25 protein-coding genes are annotated in these 20,627 nt (G+C 63.6%); 18 read left to right on the forward strand and 7 right to left on the reverse strand.

The features are described 5' to 3' along the window. Positions 1-5: 5 nt before the first annotated feature. Complete coding sequence (locus tag JAB1_RS26465) at positions 6-1,400, reverse strand: MATE family efflux transporter (protein WP_070282560.1); 1,395 nt, start codon at positions 1,398-1,400, stop codon at positions 6-8. 202 nt (positions 1,401-1,602) lie between these two features. On the opposite strand from JAB1_RS26465, the gene JAB1_RS26470 reads away from it, so the two are divergent. The 6 genes from JAB1_RS26470 (at position 1,603) to JAB1_RS26495 (ending at position 6,652) form a co-directional block, all read left to right on the forward strand. Then, on the forward strand, positions 1,603-2,286 hold the full coding sequence (locus JAB1_RS26470; protein WP_070282562.1) for a beta/gamma crystallin family protein: 684 nt from the start codon (positions 1,603-1,605) through the stop codon (positions 2,284-2,286). A 173-nt stretch (positions 2,287-2,459) separates the two neighbouring features. Continuing rightward, positions 2,460-3,416, forward strand: coding sequence for a beta/gamma crystallin-related protein (locus JAB1_RS26475; protein WP_070282564.1), 957 nt, complete (start codon positions 2,460-2,462; stop codon positions 3,414-3,416). A 50-nt stretch (positions 3,417-3,466) separates the two neighbouring features. Beyond that, positions 3,467-4,435: a beta/gamma crystallin-related protein gene (locus tag JAB1_RS26480; RefSeq protein ID WP_083300017.1), complete on the forward strand. Its 969-nt coding sequence runs from the start codon at positions 3,467-3,469 to the stop codon at positions 4,433-4,435. 159 nt (positions 4,436-4,594) lie between these two features. Beyond that, entirely contained in the window at positions 4,595-5,284 is a 690-nt protein-coding gene (locus tag JAB1_RS26485) for a beta/gamma crystallin-related protein (RefSeq protein WP_070282568.1), read from the forward strand. Positions 5,285-5,416: 132 nt separating this feature from the next. After that, positions 5,417-6,337 carry a DnaJ C-terminal domain-containing protein gene (locus JAB1_RS26490; protein ID WP_034781891.1) on the forward strand — a complete coding sequence of 307 codons (921 nt, stop codon included), beginning with the start codon at positions 5,417-5,419 and terminating at the stop codon, positions 6,335-6,337. Between the two features lie 3 nt (positions 6,338-6,340). Beyond that, positions 6,341-6,652 carry a MerR family transcriptional regulator gene (locus tag JAB1_RS26495; protein WP_034759737.1) on the forward strand — a complete coding sequence of 104 codons (312 nt, stop codon included), beginning with the start codon at positions 6,341-6,343 and terminating at the stop codon, positions 6,650-6,652. 3 nt (positions 6,653-6,655) lie between these two features. Here the strand turns inward: JAB1_RS26495 and JAB1_RS26500 are convergent, their stop codons facing one another. Together JAB1_RS26500 and JAB1_RS26505 are read right to left on the reverse strand one after the other, a co-directional pair. Further along, complete coding sequence (locus JAB1_RS26500) at positions 6,656-6,883, reverse strand: hypothetical protein (RefSeq protein ID WP_034781896.1); 228 nt, start codon at positions 6,881-6,883, stop codon at positions 6,656-6,658. A 174-nt stretch (positions 6,884-7,057) separates the two neighbouring features. Further along, positions 7,058-7,972, reverse strand: a complete 915-nt coding sequence (locus JAB1_RS26505; RefSeq protein WP_034781899.1) for a LysR family transcriptional regulator — start codon at positions 7,970-7,972, stop codon at positions 7,058-7,060. A gap of 133 nt (positions 7,973-8,105) precedes the next feature. Here JAB1_RS26505 and JAB1_RS26510 point away from each other — a divergent pair, with 133 nt between their 5' ends. Both JAB1_RS26510 and JAB1_RS26515 read left to right on the forward strand, forming a co-directional pair. Further along, positions 8,106-8,711, forward strand: a complete 606-nt coding sequence (locus JAB1_RS26510; protein WP_070282570.1) for an FMN-dependent NADH-azoreductase — start codon at positions 8,106-8,108, stop codon at positions 8,709-8,711. A gap of 153 nt (positions 8,712-8,864) precedes the next feature. Beyond that, positions 8,865-9,371 (forward strand): nuclear transport factor 2 family protein, encoded by a 507-nt coding sequence (locus JAB1_RS26515; RefSeq protein WP_175445121.1) that lies wholly within the window; start codon positions 8,865-8,867, stop codon positions 9,369-9,371. Positions 9,372-9,388: 17 nt separating this feature from the next. Here the strand turns inward: JAB1_RS26515 and JAB1_RS26520 are convergent, their stop codons facing one another. Next, the gene (locus tag JAB1_RS26520) at positions 9,389-9,688 is read right to left on the reverse strand and encodes a hypothetical protein (protein ID WP_070257532.1); all 300 of its coding nucleotides are present in this window, start codon (positions 9,686-9,688) and stop codon (positions 9,389-9,391) included. A gap of 136 nt (positions 9,689-9,824) precedes the next feature. Between JAB1_RS26520 and JAB1_RS26525 the strand changes: the two genes are divergently transcribed. From JAB1_RS26525 to pncB, 3 genes are all read left to right on the forward strand, one after another. After that, the gene (locus JAB1_RS26525) at positions 9,825-10,079 is read left to right on the forward strand and encodes a hypothetical protein (RefSeq protein WP_034781908.1); all 255 of its coding nucleotides are present in this window, start codon (positions 9,825-9,827) and stop codon (positions 10,077-10,079) included. A gap of 123 nt (positions 10,080-10,202) precedes the next feature. Further along, positions 10,203-11,066 carry a cysteine hydrolase gene (locus JAB1_RS26530; RefSeq protein WP_070282574.1) on the forward strand — a complete coding sequence of 288 codons (864 nt, stop codon included), beginning with the start codon at positions 10,203-10,205 and terminating at the stop codon, positions 11,064-11,066. A 77-nt stretch (positions 11,067-11,143) separates the two neighbouring features. Continuing rightward, positions 11,144-12,334 (forward strand): nicotinate phosphoribosyltransferase, encoded by a 1,191-nt coding sequence (gene pncB, locus JAB1_RS26535; RefSeq protein ID WP_034781917.1) that lies wholly within the window; start codon positions 11,144-11,146, stop codon positions 12,332-12,334. A gap of 8 nt (positions 12,335-12,342) precedes the next feature. On the opposite strand, the gene JAB1_RS26540 is transcribed toward pncB, so the two are convergent. Beyond that, the gene (locus JAB1_RS26540) at positions 12,343-12,642 is read right to left on the reverse strand and encodes an antibiotic biosynthesis monooxygenase family protein (RefSeq protein ID WP_034781921.1); all 300 of its coding nucleotides are present in this window, start codon (positions 12,640-12,642) and stop codon (positions 12,343-12,345) included. Between the two features lie 67 nt (positions 12,643-12,709). Next, positions 12,710-13,048: a hypothetical protein gene (locus JAB1_RS26545; RefSeq protein ID WP_070282575.1), complete on the reverse strand. Its 339-nt coding sequence runs from the start codon at positions 13,046-13,048 to the stop codon at positions 12,710-12,712. Positions 13,049-13,243: 195 nt separating this feature from the next. Here JAB1_RS26545 and JAB1_RS26550 point away from each other — a divergent pair, with 195 nt between their 5' ends. The 4 genes from JAB1_RS26550 (at position 13,244) to JAB1_RS26565 (ending at position 16,654) form a co-directional block, all read left to right on the forward strand. Beyond that, positions 13,244-13,825 carry a DJ-1/PfpI family protein gene (locus tag JAB1_RS26550; RefSeq protein WP_034781925.1) on the forward strand — a complete coding sequence of 194 codons (582 nt, stop codon included), beginning with the start codon at positions 13,244-13,246 and terminating at the stop codon, positions 13,823-13,825. 64 nt (positions 13,826-13,889) lie between these two features. Continuing rightward, positions 13,890-15,122, forward strand: a complete 1,233-nt coding sequence (locus JAB1_RS26555) for an ATP-binding protein (protein WP_034781927.1) — start codon at positions 13,890-13,892, stop codon at positions 15,120-15,122. A 3-nt stretch (positions 15,123-15,125) separates the two neighbouring features. Beyond that, on the forward strand, positions 15,126-15,803 hold the full coding sequence (locus tag JAB1_RS26560) for a response regulator (protein WP_170846465.1): 678 nt from the start codon (positions 15,126-15,128) through the stop codon (positions 15,801-15,803). 155 nt (positions 15,804-15,958) lie between these two features. Continuing rightward, entirely contained in the window at positions 15,959-16,654 is a 696-nt protein-coding gene (locus tag JAB1_RS26565; protein WP_034781930.1) for a Crp/Fnr family transcriptional regulator, read from the forward strand. Here the strand turns inward: JAB1_RS26565 and JAB1_RS26570 are convergent. After that, positions 16,651-17,841, reverse strand: a complete 1,191-nt coding sequence (locus JAB1_RS26570) for an MFS transporter (protein WP_070282577.1) — start codon at positions 17,839-17,841, stop codon at positions 16,651-16,653. The genes JAB1_RS26565 and JAB1_RS26570 overlap by 4 nt on opposite strands. 90 nt (positions 17,842-17,931) lie before the next feature. Between JAB1_RS26570 and JAB1_RS26575 the strand changes: the two genes are divergently transcribed. The 3 genes from JAB1_RS26575 to JAB1_RS26585 are packed head-to-tail and all read left to right on the forward strand — an operon-like array spanning position 17,932 to position 20,585. Continuing rightward, positions 17,932-18,384, forward strand: coding sequence for a helix-turn-helix domain-containing protein (locus tag JAB1_RS26575; RefSeq protein ID WP_070282579.1), 453 nt, complete (start codon positions 17,932-17,934; stop codon positions 18,382-18,384). Then, positions 18,381-19,604, forward strand: coding sequence for a D-amino acid dehydrogenase (locus JAB1_RS26580; RefSeq protein WP_070282581.1), 1,224 nt, complete (start codon positions 18,381-18,383; stop codon positions 19,602-19,604). The genes JAB1_RS26575 and JAB1_RS26580 overlap by 4 nt, the downstream gene beginning before the upstream one ends. Positions 19,605-19,607: 3 nt before the next feature. After that, positions 19,608-20,585, forward strand: a complete 978-nt coding sequence (locus JAB1_RS26585) for a DJ-1/PfpI family protein (protein WP_070282583.1) — start codon at positions 19,608-19,610, stop codon at positions 20,583-20,585. The last annotated feature ends 42 nt before the right edge of the window (positions 20,586-20,627 follow it).

Genomic DNA, 20,627 nt, shown 5'->3' on the forward strand with positions numbered 1-20,627 from the left:
CTGGCTTATCGGGCGGCGCGCAGGCGCTGCTGCGACAGGCGGTTCAAATACCAGGTCAGCAGCACGGCCGCCACCGTCAGGCCCGTGACGAGGCCGATCCAGAAACCGGCGGCGCCCATAGGCTCGGTCGGCGACCAGGGGAAGCCGGCCGGCGCGAGGCCCAGCACGTAGCCGATCGGCAGCGAGAAGCCCCAGAACGCCAGCAACTGGATCAGCATCGGCTGGCGCGTCACCTTGTAGCCGCGGATGGCGCAGGAAGTGGCCACCTGCGTCGCGTCGGACAGCTGGAACAGGGCGGCGAACAGCAGCAGCTGCGCACACAGCGCCTGCACCTGCGGGTCGGACGTGTAGGCTTGCGCGATCTGGTGGCGGAAGACGGTGATGACGGCAGCCGAGACGATGGCCGCCGTCAGCGACATGGCCACGCCCACCCACGAAATGAAGCGCGCGCGGCGCAGATTGGCTTCGCCCACGGCGTGGCCCACGCGCGTGACCAGCGCGATGCCGAACGTGAGCGGCACCATGAAGACGACGGACGAGAAATTCAGGGCGATCTGGTGTGCCGACACCTGGATCACGCCGAAGCGCGCCACCAGCAGGCTGATGACGCCAAAGGCGCTTACTTCGGCAAAATAGGTCACGCCGATGGGCAGGCCCAGGCGCAGCATGGGACCGATGGAGGACAGCTGCGGTCCTTCCCAGTGCGTGAACGGATACGTGGCGCGGTAGGCGGGGGCGATCCTGATCCAGGCCAGCATGGCCAGCAGCATCATCCACACGCAGCAGGTGGTGGCCACGGCGCAGCCCACGCCGCCCATCTTCGGCATGCCCCAGTGGCCGTAGATCAGCAGGTAGTTGACGAGGATATTGAGGCCCAGCGCAGCCAGCGCGATGACCATCACGGGCTTGGTCTGGTTGATGCTGGTGCTGTAGCCGTACAGCGCGCGGTAGGCGGCGAACGGCGGCAGCGCGCAGCTGATGATGTGCACGAACAGCTTGGCCTTGGATGCGACGGCGGGTTCCAGCATCAGGTGGTCGAATACCAGCGCCGCCATGTTCGTCAGCAAACAAGCCACCAGGCCCACGAGCAGCGCCTTCCACAGCGACTGGCGCACGATGTGCGGCACCCGGTCGTGGCGCGCGGCGCCGATTTCATGCGCCACCAGGGTATTGATCGCCATCATGATGCCGCTCACGGTGACGAGCACGATGGACCAGATGGCCGCGCCCAGCGACACGGCGGCCAGTTCCTCGGGATTCGTATGGCCCGTCATCGCCACGTCGGCCGCGCCCATGCCGACGGTGGCCAGCTGGCCGATCAGGATGGGCCAGGCCAGCTTCCACAGAGACGAGACTTCAGTGCGGATGGCGGGCAGGGTAAACGAGGTAGTGTATGGCATGGGCGGCAAGCTTGACTAAACACAAGATTCTACCGGCATTCGCCGTGCTTGTCCGCCGCCGCTCCCGGGAGATGCCCGGAGGGGCGCCGGGCGCGGTAATCATTTGTTACAGCTAAGTGGGCCGGTCGCGGATAGACTGCGTGCTCTATTTGGCAAAATGACCAAATAGTCAACCGCAGTACCCTGACTATGGAGTAAGACCATGTTGAAGAAAGCCTTGAATTGCGCCCTGTTGCTGGGCGCCGCCATGACGGCCGAACTGGCCGGCGCCGGCGAACTGACCCTGTATTCGCGCGACGATTATCACGGCCGCTCGCAGACCGTGCGCGACGCCGTCGCCGACCTGGAAGATGTCCGTTTCAACGACACGACGCAAAGCATCCGCGTGCGCTCGGGCCGTTGGGAAGCATGCGAGGAAGCCGATTTCCGCGGCGCCTGCTTCCTGCTGGAGGCGGGCGAGTATCCCTCGCTCGATGGCCGCGCCAACAAAATCACCTCGCTGCGCGAAGTGCGCGGCGGCTGGGGTGGTCATCCGGGCCGCGATCGCGACGGTGATCGTGATCGTGACCGTGGGCGCGACTGGGACGGCCGCCGCGACCGCGACCGTGAGCACGGCCATTTGCCGGGGCGCTCGCTGGGCGGTGAACTGACCTTCTATACGCGCGACGATTTCGCCGGCCGCAGTTTGACCGTGCGCAACGCCTCTGCCGATTTGCGCGAGCGCGATTTCAACGATACGGTGCAAAGCGTGCGCGTGCGCTCCGGCTATTGGGAAGTGTGCGAGGACGTTGATTTCCGCGGCCGTTGCCGGACACTGGTCCCCGGTGAATACGCGAGCCTGGAGCGCATGAGCAACCGCATCTCGTCCGTGCGCGAAGTGCGCTGACGCCAAGCGGGCAGGAACGGCCGGTCCCTGCCGGGGCCGGTTATTGCTTTTGGTAACAATTTATTGTGCTTTTCCCATACTTTGTTACACCGTTTTTTTCTGCGGATGGTTACACTGGCATCAGTTGTCATGTCGATCACTAATTGACCTTTACCGGTACTGGAGACCACCCGATGAATCGTCCGCTGAGTCTTGCGCTGCTGTGTGCCAGTGCGCTGTTAGCCCATGTGTCGGCGCACGCCGCTGAAATCAGCTTGTACACCGATGATAATTTCAAGGGCCGCATGGTGGTCTTGCGCGACACGACGGACGATTTGTCGCGCATGAATTTCAATGACAAGGTGTCGAGCATCAAGGTTGCTTCGGGCCGCTGGGAGGTGTGCGCGCATGCCAACTTCAAGGGCGCATGCAAGACGTTCGAGCGCGGCGATTACCCTTCCATGCCCGGCATGAACGACAAGATTTCCTCGGTGCGCCTGGCGGACGGCAGGGGCGGCGGCAGCCGGCCCGAAACGCCATCCGCGCCGTCGCCATCCTCGCCAGAAGTGTCGCCGTCGCCAGAAACGTCGCGGCCACCGCCAGAGCGAGAACGCGAGCGCGAGCGCGGTGCGGCGCTGCAAGTGTTTGATACCTCGGCGCAGCGCGGTGCCTCGGTCGACATCAATAGCGACCGCGACGACTTTGTCGATATCGGCTTCAATGACCGCTCCGCCAGCATTCGCGTGCGCCACGGTTACTGGCAACTGTGCAGTGACTCCAATTTCCATGGCAGCTGCCGAGTGTATGCCCCGGGCAGCTACGAGTTGCCACGCAATCTGCAAGGCAAGACGTCATCGGCACGCCTGGTTGACCCGCGCGAGGAAAACCAGCCGGCCAGCGAAGACCCGATGCTGCTGCTGTACCCGCGCTCTCATATGGGGGGACGCGGCCTGCCGGTGAATCGCGATGTGAGCGATCTGGTACGCATGAACTTCAACGACCAGACCAATTCCATCGTGATCAATGCCGGCGACTGGGAAGTGTGCGCCGATGCGCATTACGGTGGTCGCTGCGAGATCCTCGAGCCCGGTATCTACAATACGCTTGATGCACTCGACGGCCGCATTTCCTCGCTGCGCCGCCTGCGTTGACACGGCACCGCAATGCATGAAGAATAACGATTAATTAACTGGAGTTGAGAATGATATCCCCTAGCTTGAAACTGGCGCTGTTTTCCAGCGCCGTTCTGTTCACCCACCTGGGCGCCCATGCGGGCGAGATCACCCTGTTCGAGGATGATAATTTCCGCGGCCGCGCCTTGACCTTGCGCGAGACGACGGACGACCTGTCGCGCATGGGCTTCAACGACAAGACGTCCAGCATCATGGTGCGTTCGGGTACCTGGGATGTGTGCACGGATTCCGGTTTTCGCGGCAATTGCCGCAGCCTGGGGCCAGGCGAATACCGCTCGATGCCTGGCATGAACGACGCCATCACCTCGGTGCGCGAAACGGGGCGCGGCGATGGCTACAATCCGGGACGCCCTGGGCGCGATCCAGACCGTGGCCATGGCGGCTATGGCCGTGGCGGCACCCTGGAAGTGTATTCGGGCGCGGGCCAGAATGGCGGCTCGGCGCGCCTGAACCGCGATACGGACGATTTCGTCAGCATCGGTTTCAACGACCGCACCAGCAGCATCGTCATCCATAACGGCTACTGGCAGTTGTGCAGCGACTCGAACTACCAGGGCACTTGCCGCATTTTCGGCCCCGGCCGTCACGACGACCTGGGGCGCGGCCTTGACGGGCGCGTCTCCTCGGCGCGCATGGTCGACGAGCGCGAAGCGCGCCGCCAGCAGCAGTATGAGCGGCCGCAGTACGAGCAGCAGTATCCGCAATACCAGCAGCCGCAGTACCAGCAGCGCGGCGCCGTCCTGCTGTTCCCCGAGGCGGGCATGCGCGGCGAACCGCTGGCGCTGGATCGCAGCACGGAAGACCTGGTGCGTCTCAATTTCAATGACCGCGCCTCGTCCATCGTCGTCAACGAGGGCCAGTGGGAAGTGTGCAGCGATTCGAACTTCCGCGGCCGCTGCGAAGTGATCGGGCCGGGCGAATATGGCCGCCTGAATGGCATGGAAAACCAGATTTCCTCGCTGCGCCGCGTGCGCTGACCGCGTCCTGACGCCGTGCTGACAGGCCGCCTGCCGGGAATGCCCCGCCAGGCGGCTTTTACATTCCCAGCCGTGTGCTGACATTTGCTTGCCCTTTGTTACACTCGCCGCCTGCCGCCTGGACTACACTGGCGAAAATGTCTCAGTATTGGAGTTGTCATGGTTCGATCTTTCCGCCCCGCGCTGCTGTGCGCCGCCACCTTCCTCGCGCCCCTTGCCGCATCCGCGGGCGAAATCACCCTGTTCGAGGACGCCGGTTTCCGAGGCCGTCCCGTCACCCTGCGTTCCGATGCGGGAGATTTGTCGCGCATGGGCTTTAACGACAAGACCTCCAGCGTGATCGTGCGCTCGGGCACCTGGGAAGTGTGCAAGGACGCCAATTACCGGGGCAACTGCCGCACCCTGGGACCGGGCCGCTACAGCAGCATGCCGGGCATGAACGACGCCATCTCTTCGGTGCGCGAAGCGGGCCGCCCGGGCCATGGCGGCGACCACCACCGTCCCTACCCGCCGCGCCCTCCGCGTCCGGAGCCGGAGCGTCCTTACCCCGGCCATCCAGGTTATCCCGGCCACGGCGGCGGCCACCGTCCCGACATGAATGGCGCCGTGCTGATGTTCCCTGACGCCGGCATGCGCGGACGGCCCGTGCGCCTGGACCGCGAAGTGCATGACTTGAACCGCTATGGCTTCAACGACCGCGCCGAATCGATCGTCGTCAATTACGGCCGCTGGGAGTTCTGCGTCGATGCCAATTTCCGCGGCCGCTGCGTGGTGATGGGGCCGGGCAGCTATGGCCGCCTGCATGGAGGCCTGGACCGCCGCATTTCCTCGGTGCGCCGCGTGCGCTAGGCATTTTCCGCTGCCATTTTCACCGCCCGCGCGCCCCGTGCCCCGCGGGCGGTGTTGTATTGTGCGCACGCGCTGTCGGCGCCAATTCGTGTACTCTTCCCATAGGCAGTTCAACCATGGGGAGCAAGCACGGTGGAATACAAGGACTACTACAAGGAGCTGGGCGTCGAGAAGACGGCGACCGAGGCCGAGATCAAGAAGGCGTACCGCAAGCTGGTGCGCAAATACCATCCCGACGTGAGCAAGGAACCGGACGCCGACAAGCGCACCAAGGCCCTGAACGAGGCCTATGGCGTGCTGGGCGACGCGGAAAAGCGCGCCGCCTACGATGAACTGGGCCGTAACCAGGGCGCGCAGGGCCAGCCCTTCCGTCCGCCGCCGGACTGGGGTTCGGGCTACGAATCGTCGGGCGCCGACGACAGCGATTTCTTTGCCGACCTGTTCGCCCACGTGGGCGGCCGGCGCCGCGCCAACAGCACCTTCCAGATGCAGGGCGAGGACAGCCACGCGGCCATCACCATCGACCTGCAGGACAGCTACCAGGGCGCCAAGCGCCACATCGTCATGCGCGTGCCCGAAGCGGATGCGCAAGGCCACGTGGTAACGCGCGAGCGTACCCTGGAAGTGACGATACCGAAAGGCGTCACGGAAGGACAGCAGCTGCGCATGAAAGGGCAGGGCAATCCCGGCAGCGGCGGCGCTCCCGCCGGTGATTTGTACCTGGAGATCCGCTTCCGGCCCGATGCGCGCTACAAGGTGGAAGGGCGCGACGTGTTCGAGACGGTGCCCGTCACGCCATGGGAAGCGGCGCTGGGCGGCGAGATCGACGTGCCCACGCCATCTGGCACGGTGTCCGTCAGCGTGCCGCCCAATTCGCAGACGGGGCGCAAGCTGCGCCTGAAAGGGCGCGGTATTCCCGCCGCCCAGCCGGGCGACCTGTATCTGCTGCTGGAAGTGGTGCTGCCGCCGGCGAACGACGACAAGGCGCGGGAACTGTATGCAACCATGGCGCGCGAGATGGCTTTCAATCCGCGCCAGAAGCTGGGAGGGTAAATCATGACAAACAAGGTAATTGGCGAATTGCTCGAAGACCGTGCCCTGAGCCTGGAAGAACTGGCGCGCGCCTGCGCCGTGGAACCGGACTGGGTGGTGCAGCACGTGCAGACGGGCGTGCTGCTGCAGGACGGCCCGCCGGCGGGGCAGCTGACGGCCTGGCGCTTCACCAGCCTGGACCTGGTGCGCGCGCGCCGCCTGCACGAAATCGAATCCGTGTTCGACGCGAACGCCGAACTGGCCGCGCTGGTGGTCGACTTGTCGGAAGAAGTGGCGCGTTTGCGCCGCCGCCTGCACGTGCTGGGTGTGGAGTAGTCCTTATGCAGGTTCGCCGTGCCGCTGCACGGTGAGCCTGCCGATATAGAATTGCCCATTGACGACGACCCGGTGCGGGATGCCGGCCACGTCGAAGCCGGGACCGCCGTCTTCCATCCATTCCTGCGCCAGCGAGTCGAATTGCTGCGGCGTCATGCGCAGCATCTGCGCCGTGATGACGAAGCGCGCGCCAGGTTTTTGTTTGTTGACGAAGTCGTCGATGCCGGCCATGTGGTTCCTTATTAAAGTGTTACCCGCATCATACCTGTGTCAATTGTGAACTCACAACGCCTAACAAAACCGTAGCGAGCGGCAGCGATTTGTGGCTAAGAAGCGCAACCGTACTTTAGTACGGTGAGCATCGCAGGCCGCAAAGCGCGACGCGCAGTAGGTTTTGTTTGGCGTTTAAAACCCTTGTGCCAGCAACGGCAACTGCTCCGCAAACCGCTCCGTCAGCCACTTGCCCGCCTGGCCCGGCGGCGTGTCGGCGCGCTGGATCAGGTAGATCGGGTAATTCTCGCCATTGTCGACGGCCAGCGGCAGGTGCACCAGGCGGCCTTCGGCCAGGTCTTCCCGCACCATCGCTTCGGGCATGTTGCCCCAGCCCAGGCCTGCGCGCAGCAGCGCGTGCTTGGAACCGAGGTCGCCCAGGCGCCAGTTGCGCAATCCCAGCACGCCAAAATCCTGGCCCTCCGTCAGCACGCTGCGGTCGCTGAGCACCAGTTGCACGTGTTCGCGCGCAACGCTGGAGGCAATCGGCCCTGCCTGCTGCGCCAGCGCGTGGCTGGGGGCGGCCACGGGAATCAGGCGCACGTGGCCGACGGCGAGGCGCTCGAAGACGCTGGCCGTGGCCGTCATCCAGCCACCGAGGCCGATGTGGCAGCTGCCATCCATCACCAGCTGCGCCACGGCGCCCATGGCTTCGATGCGCAGGCGCAGGGCGACGGTGGGGAACTGCGCCTGGAACGCTTCCAGGACGCGCACCAGCACGCAGGTGGGAAACATCACGTCCACCACGACCGATACTTCCGCTTCCAGCCCGCCCGCCAGCGCCTTGGCGCGCGCGCGCATGCCGTCGACCTTCAGGGCCACGGCGCGCGCGTCGGCCAGCAGGGCTTTGCCCGCGTCAGTCAGGGTGGGTTTGCGCTTCCCGCGGTCGAGCAGCACCACGTTCAGCTGTTCTTCCAGGTTGGCGATGGTGTAGCTGATCACCGATTGCGTGCGGTGTAGCTGGCGCGCCGCGTGGGCGAAGCCGCCCGCGTCGATGACGGCGACAAACACGCGCAACTGGTCGAGCGAAGGCTGGCCCGGTTCTCTCATGGTGACTCCATATCTAAAAATTCGATGCTAATCATTTATATTTATACGGTTTCATCGATGGTAGACCCGAACTATGCTGTGTGCAAGGGCCGCGATGCGGCATTCCAGTCTACCGTTTTCGAAGGAGCATTTCATGAGCAAAGTCTTGTACATCAATAGCAGCGTGCGCAACAGCGGTTCCCTGTCGCGTCAATTGTCCGGCGAATTCGTCGCGAAACTGGCCGCGCAAGGCGCCAGCGTCGTTGAACGCGACCTGGCGGCGCAGCCCGTGCCGCACCTGACGGAAGAGGTGATGGGCGCCTTTTTTACGCCAGTTGAACAGCGCAGCGCGCAGGCGGCAGCGGCCGTGCAATTGTCCGATATCCTGGTCGATGAATTGCTGGCCGCCGACGTGCTGGTGCTGGCCGCGCCCATGTACAACTTTTCCGTGCCGTCGACCCTGAAGGCGTGGATCGACCACGTGGCGCGCGCGGGACGCACGTTCCAGTACACGGCGACGGGCCCCGTCGGCCTGGCCACGGGCAAGAAAGCGTATATTTTCACGGCCAGCGGCGGCGTCTACAGCGAAGGCCCGGGCGCCGCGTATGACTACCTGAGCACCTATCTGCGCACGGCGCTGGGCTTCATCGGCATCACGGATATCGAGTTCGTGCAAGCCGAAGGCGTGGCCATGGGCGAGGAAGCCGTCAGCAGCGCGATCGCCAAGGGCCGTGCCTCGATCGAGGCGCTGGCTGCCTGAGTTCGATCCTCGCCTAGTTCCAAAGAGGGATTGCCAATCTGCCATGGTTGACATAAGCTTGCCAGCGGCACGCCCCGTGCCAGCCTGGCGAGCCGTTCGCCATGAAAGTCCCTCATGCACAAGTTGGCAAGCGCGGTATTGTTCGGATGTTCTTTGTTTTCAGCAGGCATGGCGCTGGCGCAGACCGCGCCCCCTGCGCCGCCTCACGTGGGGCGCCACGCCTCCACGCCCGAGGATATCCGCGCCATCGAAAAAGTCGTCGCCGACTTCCAGGCGGCCTTGATCGCCAAGGATGTCAAGCTGCTGTCGTCGCTGCTGCTGCATACGAACATCCTGTTTGCCTCGCCGGCCGACGACGGTTTCATCAAGAAAATGCGCGACACGACGGACGTCCACTTCGACGGCGTCGGGGCGGCCGGCTATGTTGCATTCGCCAACTTCATCAAGCGCGAACCGCAGCGCACGGAAGAAAAATTCTACAACGTCAAGATCACCCAGGACCGTCACGTGGCGTGGGTCAACTTCGACTACGAATTCCTCGTCGGCAATCAATTGTCCAACTATGGCGTGGAAGCGTGGCAGATGGTCAAGCGTGATGGCGAATGGAAAATCCTCAGCGTCGTCTGGTCCATGCATCCCGCGGCCGAGGCGGGAAAATAGGCGCCAGACAGGCCGCGTCAGTCGCGCGGCAGTTCGCGAATTTCCACCGTTCCCCCTGCGTTCAGTACGGGGTTTCCGATTAATAATTTTTTTGCATCGTCTATACTTTCAGCTTGCACACGTAGATAGCCTGACAAGTGTGACGTGACCGGTCTGGCCTGGCCGGACTGGTGCACGCAGATACCGGGCCCGATGGAACTGCCACCGCAGAAGCGGCCACTGGCCCTGAGCATGGCGAAGTAGTCTTCCCAGGCTGAGGTGGCGACGTCCACCGGTGTTTCCGTGTCGTCGTGCATGAAGATAATGTAGTCATTCATCTTTTTCTCCTGTGCCGCGTTATAAAAAGAGAGCTGAATTGAGTATCCTGAGCAATCGCGAGCGCATGGTTTTACCCTCACCGCGTCAGTCCGTAGAGACAAGCTGTCCGGCCATGTCATTTTTGGAGCGAACATCGTGCCGATAAAGTATGTTGATTTTTATGAGGTGAATTACACGGCAGAGCGCTTGCCGGGCTGCAAGCTATGGGGCGCCTACGTCGCCATCTATGCCCCTTCGCCCAATCCCATGCACCGGATGAATCTGGTTCGCAAGCGCCGGGTGTCGGCCGACCACCAGTTTACAACGGAAGCGGACGCCATGGCCGAAGCGGGCGAGGTGGCCGTCAAGCTGGTCGAGCGGCGCCAGCGCCGTTACGTCTTCCATCCCTGAACCGTCGCGTGGCTTGTTTCGGCGCAAGTTATTGCGAGTGAGCACAGTCCTGGCGTAGCCGGTGCAGGCGCGCCGACGAAGTTGCCCGTATCATGCGAGATATTGCCACGCCAGAGGACCGCCATGAAACGCCAGTTGCACCTGCTTGTCATCGATCCGCAAAACGATTTTTGCGACTTGCCCGCCGCCTGGCTGCCGCCAGATACGGCACCGGCGCTGGCCGTGCCTGGCGCCCACGCCGACATGCTGCGCGTGGCGCAACTGATCCGCGAAGGGGGCAGCGGTTTGACGCAGATCAGCATCACGCTCGATGCGCACCATCGCTACGACATTGCCCACCCCGCCTTCTGGCGCACGGGCGATGGCGGCGCCGTGCCGCCATTTACGCAGATCAGCGCGCAGCAGGTGCGCGACCGCCTGTTCCTGCCCGCCGCCAGCGGCGCCTTGCCGCGTGCGCTGGCTTACCTCGATGCCTTGCAGCAAGCGGGACGCTATCAATTGATGGTGTGGCCCGTGCATTGCGAGATCGGCAGCTGGGGCCAGAATATCCATGCGGCCGTGCGCGCCGCCTACAACGCCTGGGAAGTGGATCACCTGCGAGTGGTGGCCAAGCTGAGCAAGGGTTCCAATCCGTGGACCGAGCATTACTCTGCCGTCATGGCGGAAGTGCCCGATCCTCAGGATGCGGCTACCCAGCTGAACCTGGATTTCCTTGCCACCTTGCTGCCGGCGCAGCAGATTTATGTCACCGGCGAGGCGGGCAGCCATTGCGTGAAAGCCAGCACCGAGCACATCGCCGATTACCTGGAAGCACAGCAAGGCAAGCCGGCCCTGTCGCGCCTGGTCTTGCTGACGGACTGCATGAGCCCCGTCACGGGCTTTGCATCGCAGCAGCGCGACTTCCTTGCCGCCATGCATGCACGCGGCGCGCGGCTGGCCACCTCCGCCGACGTTATGCCCGAGTTGCTGGCCAACGCGGCTGCCTGAGCCATTATTAATCGTGCCCTGCTGAAATGCTTGCGGTGGCGTACTATTCTGGCTTCAGGAAGTTGGAGAAAACACACATGACCCCGATAGTGCGCAGTTTGCTGGAAACCGATCTGTATAAATTTACAATGTGGCAAGCATTGCTGCACGGTCATCCGAATACCCATACCGAATACGAATTTGTCTGCCGTAACGCCACCGCCTTTCCCCTGGCCGAACTGAAGGGCGAACTGGAAGAACAGCTCGACCACCTGTGCTCGATGTCGTTTGCCGATGACGAGCTGGCCTATCTGCGCACCCTGCGTTTCATGAAGAGCGATTTCGTCGACTTCCTGACGGTGTTCCGCTTCCAGCGCAAATTCATCGACGTCAGCACGGATGGCGACACCCTGCTCGTGCATGCGGCCGGGCCGCAGGTGCACGTGATGGGCTTCGAGATTTTCGTGCTGTACATCATCAACGAACTGTATTTCCGCCGCTTCGACCTCGATGCGGCCATGCGCGAAGGGCGCCACCGCCTGGGCTTGAAAGTGGCGGCCGTCAAGGAATTCGGCAAGCTGCCGCGGCGCAAGCATCCGTTCGAGTTTTCCGACTTCGGCGTGCGCCGGCGCTTTTCCGGCGCCTGGCATGACGAGGTGGTGCAACGGCTGGCGCGCGAGGTGCCCGAATATTTCAAGGGCACGTCGAATGTCTACCTGGCGAAAAAGCTGGGCATCGTGCCGATCGGCACCATGGCGCATGAATACATGCAATCGTTCCAGTCCTTCGGCGTGCGCCTGCGCGACTTCCAGAAGGCGGCACTGGAAGACTGGGTACAGGAATACCGGGGCGACCTGGGCATCGCCCTGACGGACGTGGTGGGCATGGACGCCTTCCTGGCCGACTTCGACCTGTATTTCGCCAAGCTGTTCGACGGCTTGCGCCACGATTCGGGCGACCCCGTCGAGTGGGGCGAGAAGGCGCTGGCCCACTACGCGGCCCTGCGCATCGACGCCAATACCAAGCGTCTCGTGTTTTCCGACGGCCTGGACCTGGACAAGGCGTTTGCCCTGTACCAGCACTTCGCCGACCGCATCATGACGGGCTTTGGCATCGGCACCAATCTCACCAACGATGTCGGTTTGACGCCGCTCAACATCGTCATGAAACTGGTGCGCTGCAATGGCCAGTCCGTGGCGAAACTGTCTGATTCGCCGGGCAAGACCCTGTGCAAGGATGAAACCTTCCTCGCGTATTTACGGCAAGTGTTTCACCACCCGGCAGTGTAGGTGCCTGGCTAGAAGCCCGTCACTACCGTGTTCATGTGCTCGACCTGGGGCGGGGCGGCGAAGAATTCGCCCACCAGGCCGCGCCATGCCTGGAAGTCGTCGCTGCCGCGGAAATGCACGGTATGGTCTTCCAGGGTCGTCCAGCCCACGACGAGGCGGTAGGCATCGCCGTTTTCGATCGAGCGCTCCAGGCGCATCGATTCGCAGCCGCGTGCGCGCTGGAACAGGGGGATGGCTTTCGTCACGGCCGCTTCGAAGGCAGCATGCGTGGCCGATTTGATCTGGATGTGGGCAATTTCAAAAATCATGGCAAGTTCCACTGAGGAATGAAGGAATGCTGATCTTGCCATAATTTCGCCGCGCAGGGGGAGGACGTCAGCCTGCAAGCGCCTGTGCGCCTGCGCGCTGCCCGCCCGCGTGGCTGGCCGTGCGCAGTTCGATATCGCAGCCGTGATGCGCCTGCACGATGGCGTGCGCCCGTTCCCGTTCCTGCGGGTTGCTGATGGCCACGACGAGGCGGAACATGCCGCGCCATGCGGCCTTGCCCTGTATGGGGACGGTGGGGACGGCCTCGTCGTCGACCGTGTCGAGCTGCACGGCGTATGCGGGGAACCCATCGTCGAGCAGGGCGCTGCGGGCCTGCTGCGCCTCGGCAAAATGGTCGAAGATACGGATCAGGGCAGATGGGGCAAGGGAGTGCGTGGCGGTGCTCATGGTCTGGCTCTCGGAAGGTGTCGTTTGAATTTGACCGGCGAGCCTGTAAAAAATTCTGCCTCAGCCTGTAAAATCCTCGATCAAGGCGCAAAAGTTTGATAAATATCCAGTATGGCTGCCAAGTCGCGCTAAGATACGCCTTGCGGTGCGTCCTGCAGGCAGGGATGCGGGATCAATCTTTCATAGGAGAACCAAATGGCAGCGAAGAAAATTCTGTTTTTGACCGGCGATTTTGCAGAAGATTATGAAACGATGGTGCCCTTCCAGGCCCTGCTGATGCTCGGCCATACCGTGCATGCCGTCTGTCCCGGCAAGAAGAGCGGCGAGACGATCAAGACGGCCATCCACGATTTCGAAGGCGACCAGACATATACAGAAAAGCCGGGCCATTTGTTCACCCTGAACGCCAGCTTCGACGAGATCGACCCGGCCCACTATGACGCCGTGATGATCGCCGGCGGCCGCGCGCCCGAATATCTGCGCCTGAACGAGAAAGTCATCGCCGCCGTGCGCCATTTCGCCGAAGCGGGCAAGCCTGTCGCGGCCGTGTGCCACGGCGCGCAATTGCTGGCCGCCGCCGACGTCATCCGCGGCAAGCGCATTTCCGCCTATCCCGCCTGCGCGCCGGAAGTGAAACTGGCGGGCGGCACGTATGCCGACATCGCCGTCACGGACGCCGTTACGGATGGCCAGTTCGTCACGGCCCCCGCCTGGCCTGCGCATCCGGCCTGGCTGGCGCAGTTCGTCAAGCTGCTCGGTACCGAGATCCGTTTGTAACCTTTACCAGCCCGGCAGGCCGCAGCGCTTGCCGGGCGCACCACTTTTCAGATTCGAGTTCTTCATGCATGCGCCGCGCAGTCAATCCTCCCGCAAACAACTTCCAGCCTCGCGCTGGCGCCAGCGCCGCCTGGCGCAAGCCGCATCGGGCCTGAGCGCCGCGCAGGAACGCCAGCTGGCCACCCTGCACGAGATTTCCACCTTGCTGGCGGGGCAGCACGCCATCGATGCGCTGTGCCGTGGCTTCCTGCGCCACGTGATGCAGTTCGCTCAGGCCGAAGGGGGCACCGTGCGCATCCTCGACCCGCAGCACGATACCGTGCACATCATCGTGCACGAGGGCATTTCCGATGCCATGGTGGAAGAGGAACACTGCATCCGCAACAACGATTGCCTGTGCGGTGCGGCTGTGGCGCAGGGCGTGATCCAGATCCGCGATTTCCGCCAGGTCGATGCGCTGCAGCGCTACCGTTGCCAGGACGAAGGCTTTATCGCCATCGCCGTCTTTCCCATCCTCGCGCGCGAGCAGGTGGTGGGCAGTTTTTCGCTGCACTTTGCGCAGCCGCAAGCCGTGCAGGCGCAGCAGCAGGGCTGGCTGGAAACCTTGGGCCAGAGCCTGGGCATCGCCATCGAAAACCAGCGCCTGATCGCGCGCGAAAAGGAATTTGCCGTGGCGCGCGAACGCAGCCTGCTGGCCGAAGGCTTGCATGACAGCATCGCGCAAAGCCTCAATTTCATCAGCCTGCAAGTGCAGATGCTCGACGATTCCGTGCGCCGGGGGCAGCTCGACGAAGCGGCCGAAGTGTTGCCGCTGATGCGCATGGGCGTCGAGCAAAGCTACCAGGACGTGCGCGAATTGCTGGTCAATTTCCGCACGCGCTGGCATGGCAGCGACCTCGAAAGCAAGCTCACGGAAGTGCTGGCCAAGTTCGAGCTGCAGACGGGCGTCACGGGAACCCTGGAGATGAGCGGCAATGGCGCGCCGCTGGCGCCGGAACAGCAGTTGCAGATCCTGTTCATCGTGCAGGAAGCGCTGTCGAATATCCGCAAGCACGCGCAAGCGGGCAGCGTGACGCTGCGGGTGGAAAACGGGCGCGATTTTGCGCTGCAGGTGCGCGACGATGGCGAAGGCTTTGCCGCCAACCTGCGCGACAAGAAAACGGAATTGCAGATCGGCTTGCGTATCATGCAGGAACGGGCCGAGCGGCTCGGTGCGCAATTTGCCATCGACAGCCGGCCCGGCGCCGGCACGACGATCTCGCTGGCCTTGCCGGCAGCCCGGCGCCAGGCCGCGTAACAGATGACTTATCCCTATCAGGCAACAAACATAGTGAACGCACCAATCAAAATCCTGCTGGTCGATGACCACACCTTGCTGCGCAGCGGCGTCAAGCTGCTGTTGCAGCGCAATCCTCAATTCCAGGTGGTGGGCGAGGCTTCGAACGGGCTGGACGGCGTGCGCCTGACGGCCGAACTGCGGCCCGACGTGGTGCTGATGGACTTGAACATGCCCGGCGTGTCCGGCGTCGAGGCGCTGCAGCTGATCTTGCAGGACCTGCCGCAGATGGTCGTGCTGATGCTGACCGTGTCGGAAAACGCGGCCGACCTGGGCGCGGCCCTGCGCGCTGGCGCGCGCGGCTACTTGCTGAAAAATATCGAAGCCGAGCAGCTGGGCCAGGCCATTTGCCGCGCCGCCGCCGGCGAATCCGTGATTGCCGACGCCATGACGGCCAAGCTCGTGTCGCAGTTCCGCGCGGGGCAGAATGCGCCCCAGGCCGACTATGACAAACTGACGCCGCGCGAACGGGAAGCCATGGCCTGCCTGGCGCAAGGACTGAGCAACAAGGAAATCGCGCGCCAGCTGGACGTGGCCGAAAGCACGGTGAAAATCCACGTGCAAAACATCCTCAAAAAGCTTAAGCTCAGCAGCCGCGTGCAGATTGCCGTCTACGCCGTCGAGCGCGAATTGAGTAAATAAAGATCAAACAACGCGCAAATAGTGCGCAAGGAATCCGCGATTGTTTGATCTGCATGGCGTTCCGGCCTAGACAACCCTAGTTCCTTTGACGTATGGCCTTGACCGTGCCTGCGCATTACACTCTTAGTCATTCGCTAATCTAATAAGAGAGTGTCATGCATAAGGTCAACGTCGATGGCTTGCTATCGAGCCAGGCTCTGTTCCGCCATATTTCCCCTTCGCAATTAGAACAATTGCGCCAGGATGTCGTGCGCGTCGAAGTGGAAAAAGGCAAAGTGCTGTTCCGCAAGGGCGAGGTGGCGGAAGGCGCCTATGTGGTGGTCTTCGGCCTCGTCAAGCTGAGCGTGTTTTCCATGGAAGGCACGGACAAGGTACTGGAATTGATCCGTCCGGGCCAGAGCTTCGGCGAAGCCATGATTTTCCTCGATGAACCGTATCCGTTCTGCGCCGAAGCGCTCGAGCATTGCCTGCTGCTGCGCATCCCGCCGCACGCGCTGCTGCGCCTGCTGGACCAGTCGCCACGCATCGCGCGCCAGATGATGAACAGCCTGTCGCATCACCTGATGGGTTTTATCCGCAACGTGGAGCGCTGCTCCGTGCAGAACGCCACCCAGCGCGTGGTCGAGTACCTGCTGCAAGCGTCGGACCAGCAGCGTTCGAACGAGGTCAAGCTGGACCTGAAGAAAAGTCTGTTGGCATCGTTTTTGAACCTGGCGCCTGCCACCCTGTCGCGCGTGCTGCACCAACTGACGGACTTGCATTTGATTAAAGTCAGCGGTTCGCTGATCCAGATCCAGCCGGACGCTTTGAAAACCTACCGCCATGGTTCTACCGCGGCCATGCTGAACTAAGCTTTTTCAGCAGGCAAGGTCAGCCGCCAGAACAGCAGGGCGAGCAAGCTGACCGCCGCGCCCAGCGCGCACACCCCATGCCAGCCCGCCAGCGCATACACGCTGGTGGCGGCAATCGCACCGACTCCGCTTCCCACCGCATAAAACAGCATATAGCACGCCACCAGGCGGCTGTGCGCATCGCTGTCCTGCCTGAAAATCAGGCTCTGGTTCGTCACGTGGATGGCCTGGCCCGCCAGGTCCAGCGCGATGATGCCGACGATCAAGGGCCACAGGGCCGCGCCCGCAAAGCTCAGCGGCAGCCACGCGGCCAGCAGCAGCAACAGGGCCGCGCCCGTCGTCCACTGCGCGCGTCCGCCGTCGGCCAGCGCCCCGGCGCGCGCCGCGCCCAGCGCGCCGATCACGCCCACCAGGCCAAACGCGCCGATGGCCGCATGCGAATAGCCTTGCACCGTCAATGGCAGCACCAGGGCGCTCCAGAAAATATTGAAAACGGCAAACATCAGCAGGGCCAGCATGCCCCTTACGCGCAGCACCTTGTGGTGCAGCAGCATGTCCAGCATCGAGGCGAGCAGGGCGCCGTAGCCCAGCCGTCGATTGGCCGGCTGCGCCGGCGGCAGCTTGCGCCACAGCAGCAACAGCAGGGCGCAAGCGATGGCCGCCGAAACAAAATACACGGCGCGCCAGTCGGCGAGATCGGCCACTACGCCGGACAGGGTGCGCGCCAGCAGCAAGCCGATCACCACGCCGCCCTGCGCCATGCCGACGACTCTGCCCCGCTCATGGCTGGCTGCCGCGCTGGCCGCATAGGCGATCAAGCCCTGCGTCATGGCCGTGCCCAGCAGACCCACCAGCAGCATGCCGCCCAGCAAACCGGCCGTGGAACGGGCGCAGCCCAGCGCCGCCAGCGTGACGGCCAGCAAGCCCAGCTGGAACAGGGTCAGGCGGCGCCGGTTCAGCATGTCGCCCAGCGGTACGAGCAAGAGCAGGGCCAGCGCGCAGCCGAGCTGCGTGGCCGTGACGACCATACCGCTGGCAGCGTCCGTCATGCCGAATTCGTGCGCCAGGGTGGCGAGTAAAGGCTGGGCGTAATACACATTGGCCACGCTGAGGCCGGCCGCCGTGGCAAACAGCCAGACGAGGGAAGGGGGAAGTGCTGTCGTGATGGGTGGGTTGGTATCGCGCATGGGCTTGTATGTAGGTGGTTTCAAATTAAAACTAGTTGGAGTCTACGCCGAGAAGTTTTAAAATGCAACCAGTCAATCCTGGAGAATGCCGTGGCCAAGCGCAAGAGCCTGAAAACCGACCCCTGTCCCGTGGCGCGCGCGCTCGACGCGATCGGCGAGCGCTGGTCGCTCCTGATCGTGCGCGACGCCTTCGACGGCATGCGCCGCTTTGGCGAATTCCAGAAAAGCCTGGGCGTGGCGAAGAACATCCTGGCCGACCGCCTGCACACCCTGGTGGAAGAAGGCATCTTTACGGTCGCCCCCGCCTCGGACGGCACGGCGTACCAGGAATACGTGCTGACGCAAAAGGGGCTGGCCCTGTTTCCCGTCGTCGTAGGCTTGCGCCAGTGGAGCGAGGCGCACTTGTTCGAGGCGGGCGAGGCGCATTCCACCTTGCTGCAACGCGGTTCAGGCTTGCCTGTGCGCCGCATGGATGTGCTGGCAGCGGATGGGGACGTGTTGCAGGTGGGTGACACGGTCGTGCACAAGGTGTTGCCGCAATGAGCCGCGTGGCCGTGCTGGGCGGGGGCATCACGGGCGTGACGACGGCGTATGCGCTGGCGAAACGGGGCGTGGACGTGACCCTGATCGAGCGCCACCGCTATGCCGCCATGGAAACGTCATACGCGAACGGCGGGCAATTGTCGGCCTCGCATGCGGAAGTGTGGAATCACAAGGCAACAATACTCAACGCCTTGAAATGGATGGCGCGGCGCGATGCGCCACTGCTGCTGCATCCATGGCCCAGCTGGCACAAGCTGAGCTGGTTTGCGGAGTTTCTTGCCGCCATGCCCGCCTACGAGCGCAACACCATCGCCACGGCGCGCATGGCGATCGCCGCGCGCGAACATTTGTTTGCGTGGGCGAAAGAGGAAAATATAGCTTTCGATCACCGCCGCGCCGGCATCCTGCATGTGTACCGGGAGCGTGCCGGCTTCGAGCGGGCGGCAGGCGTGTCGCGCCTGCTGGCACAGGGCGGACTGGAGCGGCGCGCCGTCACGCGGCAGGAAATGCGCGCCATCGAGCCGACCTTGCAGGGCGAGTTTTACGGCGGCTATTACACGGACAGCGATTCCACGGGCGACATCCACAAATTCACCAGCGGCCTGGCCGACGCCTGCGTGCGCCGTGGCGTGGCTTGCCGCTACGGTGCAGAGGTCACGGCGCTGGCGCGCGAACACGGCAAGGTGCGCATTAGCGTGGGAGACGGCGCGGGCGAGGACAGCACCCTGTTCGACGCCGTCGTGATCTGCGCGGGCACGGCCAGCCGCACCCTGGCCGCATCCCTGGGCGACCATGTGAATGTGTATCCCGTGAAAGGGTACTCGATTACCGTGCAGCTCGATGACCTTGCCAGCCGCGCGGCGGCGCCCAAGGTCAGCCTGCTCGATGATGCCACCAAGCTGGTCAGCAGCCGCCTGGGCGAAGACCGGCTCAGAGTGGCGGGCACGGCCGAATTCAACGGCATCAACCACGATATCCGCGCCGACCGCATCCGGCCACTGCTGCAGTGGGTGGAGCAGTGCTTTCCGGGCATCAATACGCGCAAGGTGATCCCGTGGGCGGGCTTGCGTCCCATGCTGCCGGACATGCTGCCGAAAGTGGGGCCGGGCAAGGCGCCGGGCGTGTACTACAACACGGGCCATGGCCACCTGGGCTGGACCCTGGCGGCGGCCACGGCGGAGATGGTGGCGCAGCAAGTGGCTGCCGTGGCGCGGGATTGAGCCATGCCAACGATCGCTATCCTGATCTTTCCCGGCGTGCAGGCGCTCGACGTCAGCGGACCCATGGACGTGTTTGCCGAGGCGAACAGCTTTCTGCCGCCAGAACGGCAATACCGGATTGAGGTGCTGGGCACGCAGGAAGGCTTGCTGTGCTGCTCCAACGGCTTATGCCTGGCCGCGCACCGGCATTATGCGCAGGCGCACGACGCCTATGACCTGTTGCTGGTGGCGGGCGGCCCCGGCTTGCCGGCGCAACCGGTTGACGCGGACCTGAGCGCCTGGCTGGCCAGTGCGGCCGGCAAGGCGCGCCGCCACGGTTCCATCTGCAATGGCGCGTTTTTGCTGGGCCATGCGGGCTTGCTCGATGGTAAAAAAGTGGCCACGCACTGGAACGATGCGGCCGCGCTGGCCGCCCGTTTTCCGCTGGCGCAGGTCGATGCGGACAGCATCTATGTGCATGACGGCAATCTGGTCAGCTCGGCGGGCGTAACGGCCGGCATCGACCTGTCGCTCTCCTTGCTGGCCGAAGCAGGCGGGGTGGGAGGGGCGCAGCTGGCGCTGCAGGTGGCGCGCCGCCTGGTGGTGTACACGCAGCGCCAGGGCGGGCAGTCGCAGTTCAGTCCGTATCTGATGCCCGTGGTGGATGCGGCTTCTCCCGTGGCGCAGGCGCAGCAATACGTGCTGGCACATCTGGGCGAGGCGCTCGACGTGGACACCCTGGCGCGGCTGGTGGCCATGAGTCCGCGCAACTTTGCCCGCGTCTTCGTGCGGGAGCTGGGTGTGACGCCAGCCCAGTTCATCGAAAGCGCCCGGCTCGATGCGGCGCGCGCCCTGCTCGAAGCGAGTAGCGATCCGCTGAAAACCGTCGCCTGGCGCTGCGGCTTCGGCACTGCCGACCAGTTGCGCACGGTATTCCTGCGGCGCCTGGGCGTATCGGCCAAGCAATACCGGCAACATTTCTCCAGTTACCGGCAAGCCTGACACCGCGCATGGCAGGAATCCCCGCCATGCTGTCCGGAAAGC

Origin of the sequence: Janthinobacterium sp. MP5059B, assembly GCF_001758645.1 — a bacterium.
In the GTDB taxonomy this organism is placed as follows: domain Bacteria; phylum Pseudomonadota; class Gammaproteobacteria; order Burkholderiales; family Burkholderiaceae_D; genus Janthinobacterium; species Janthinobacterium lividum.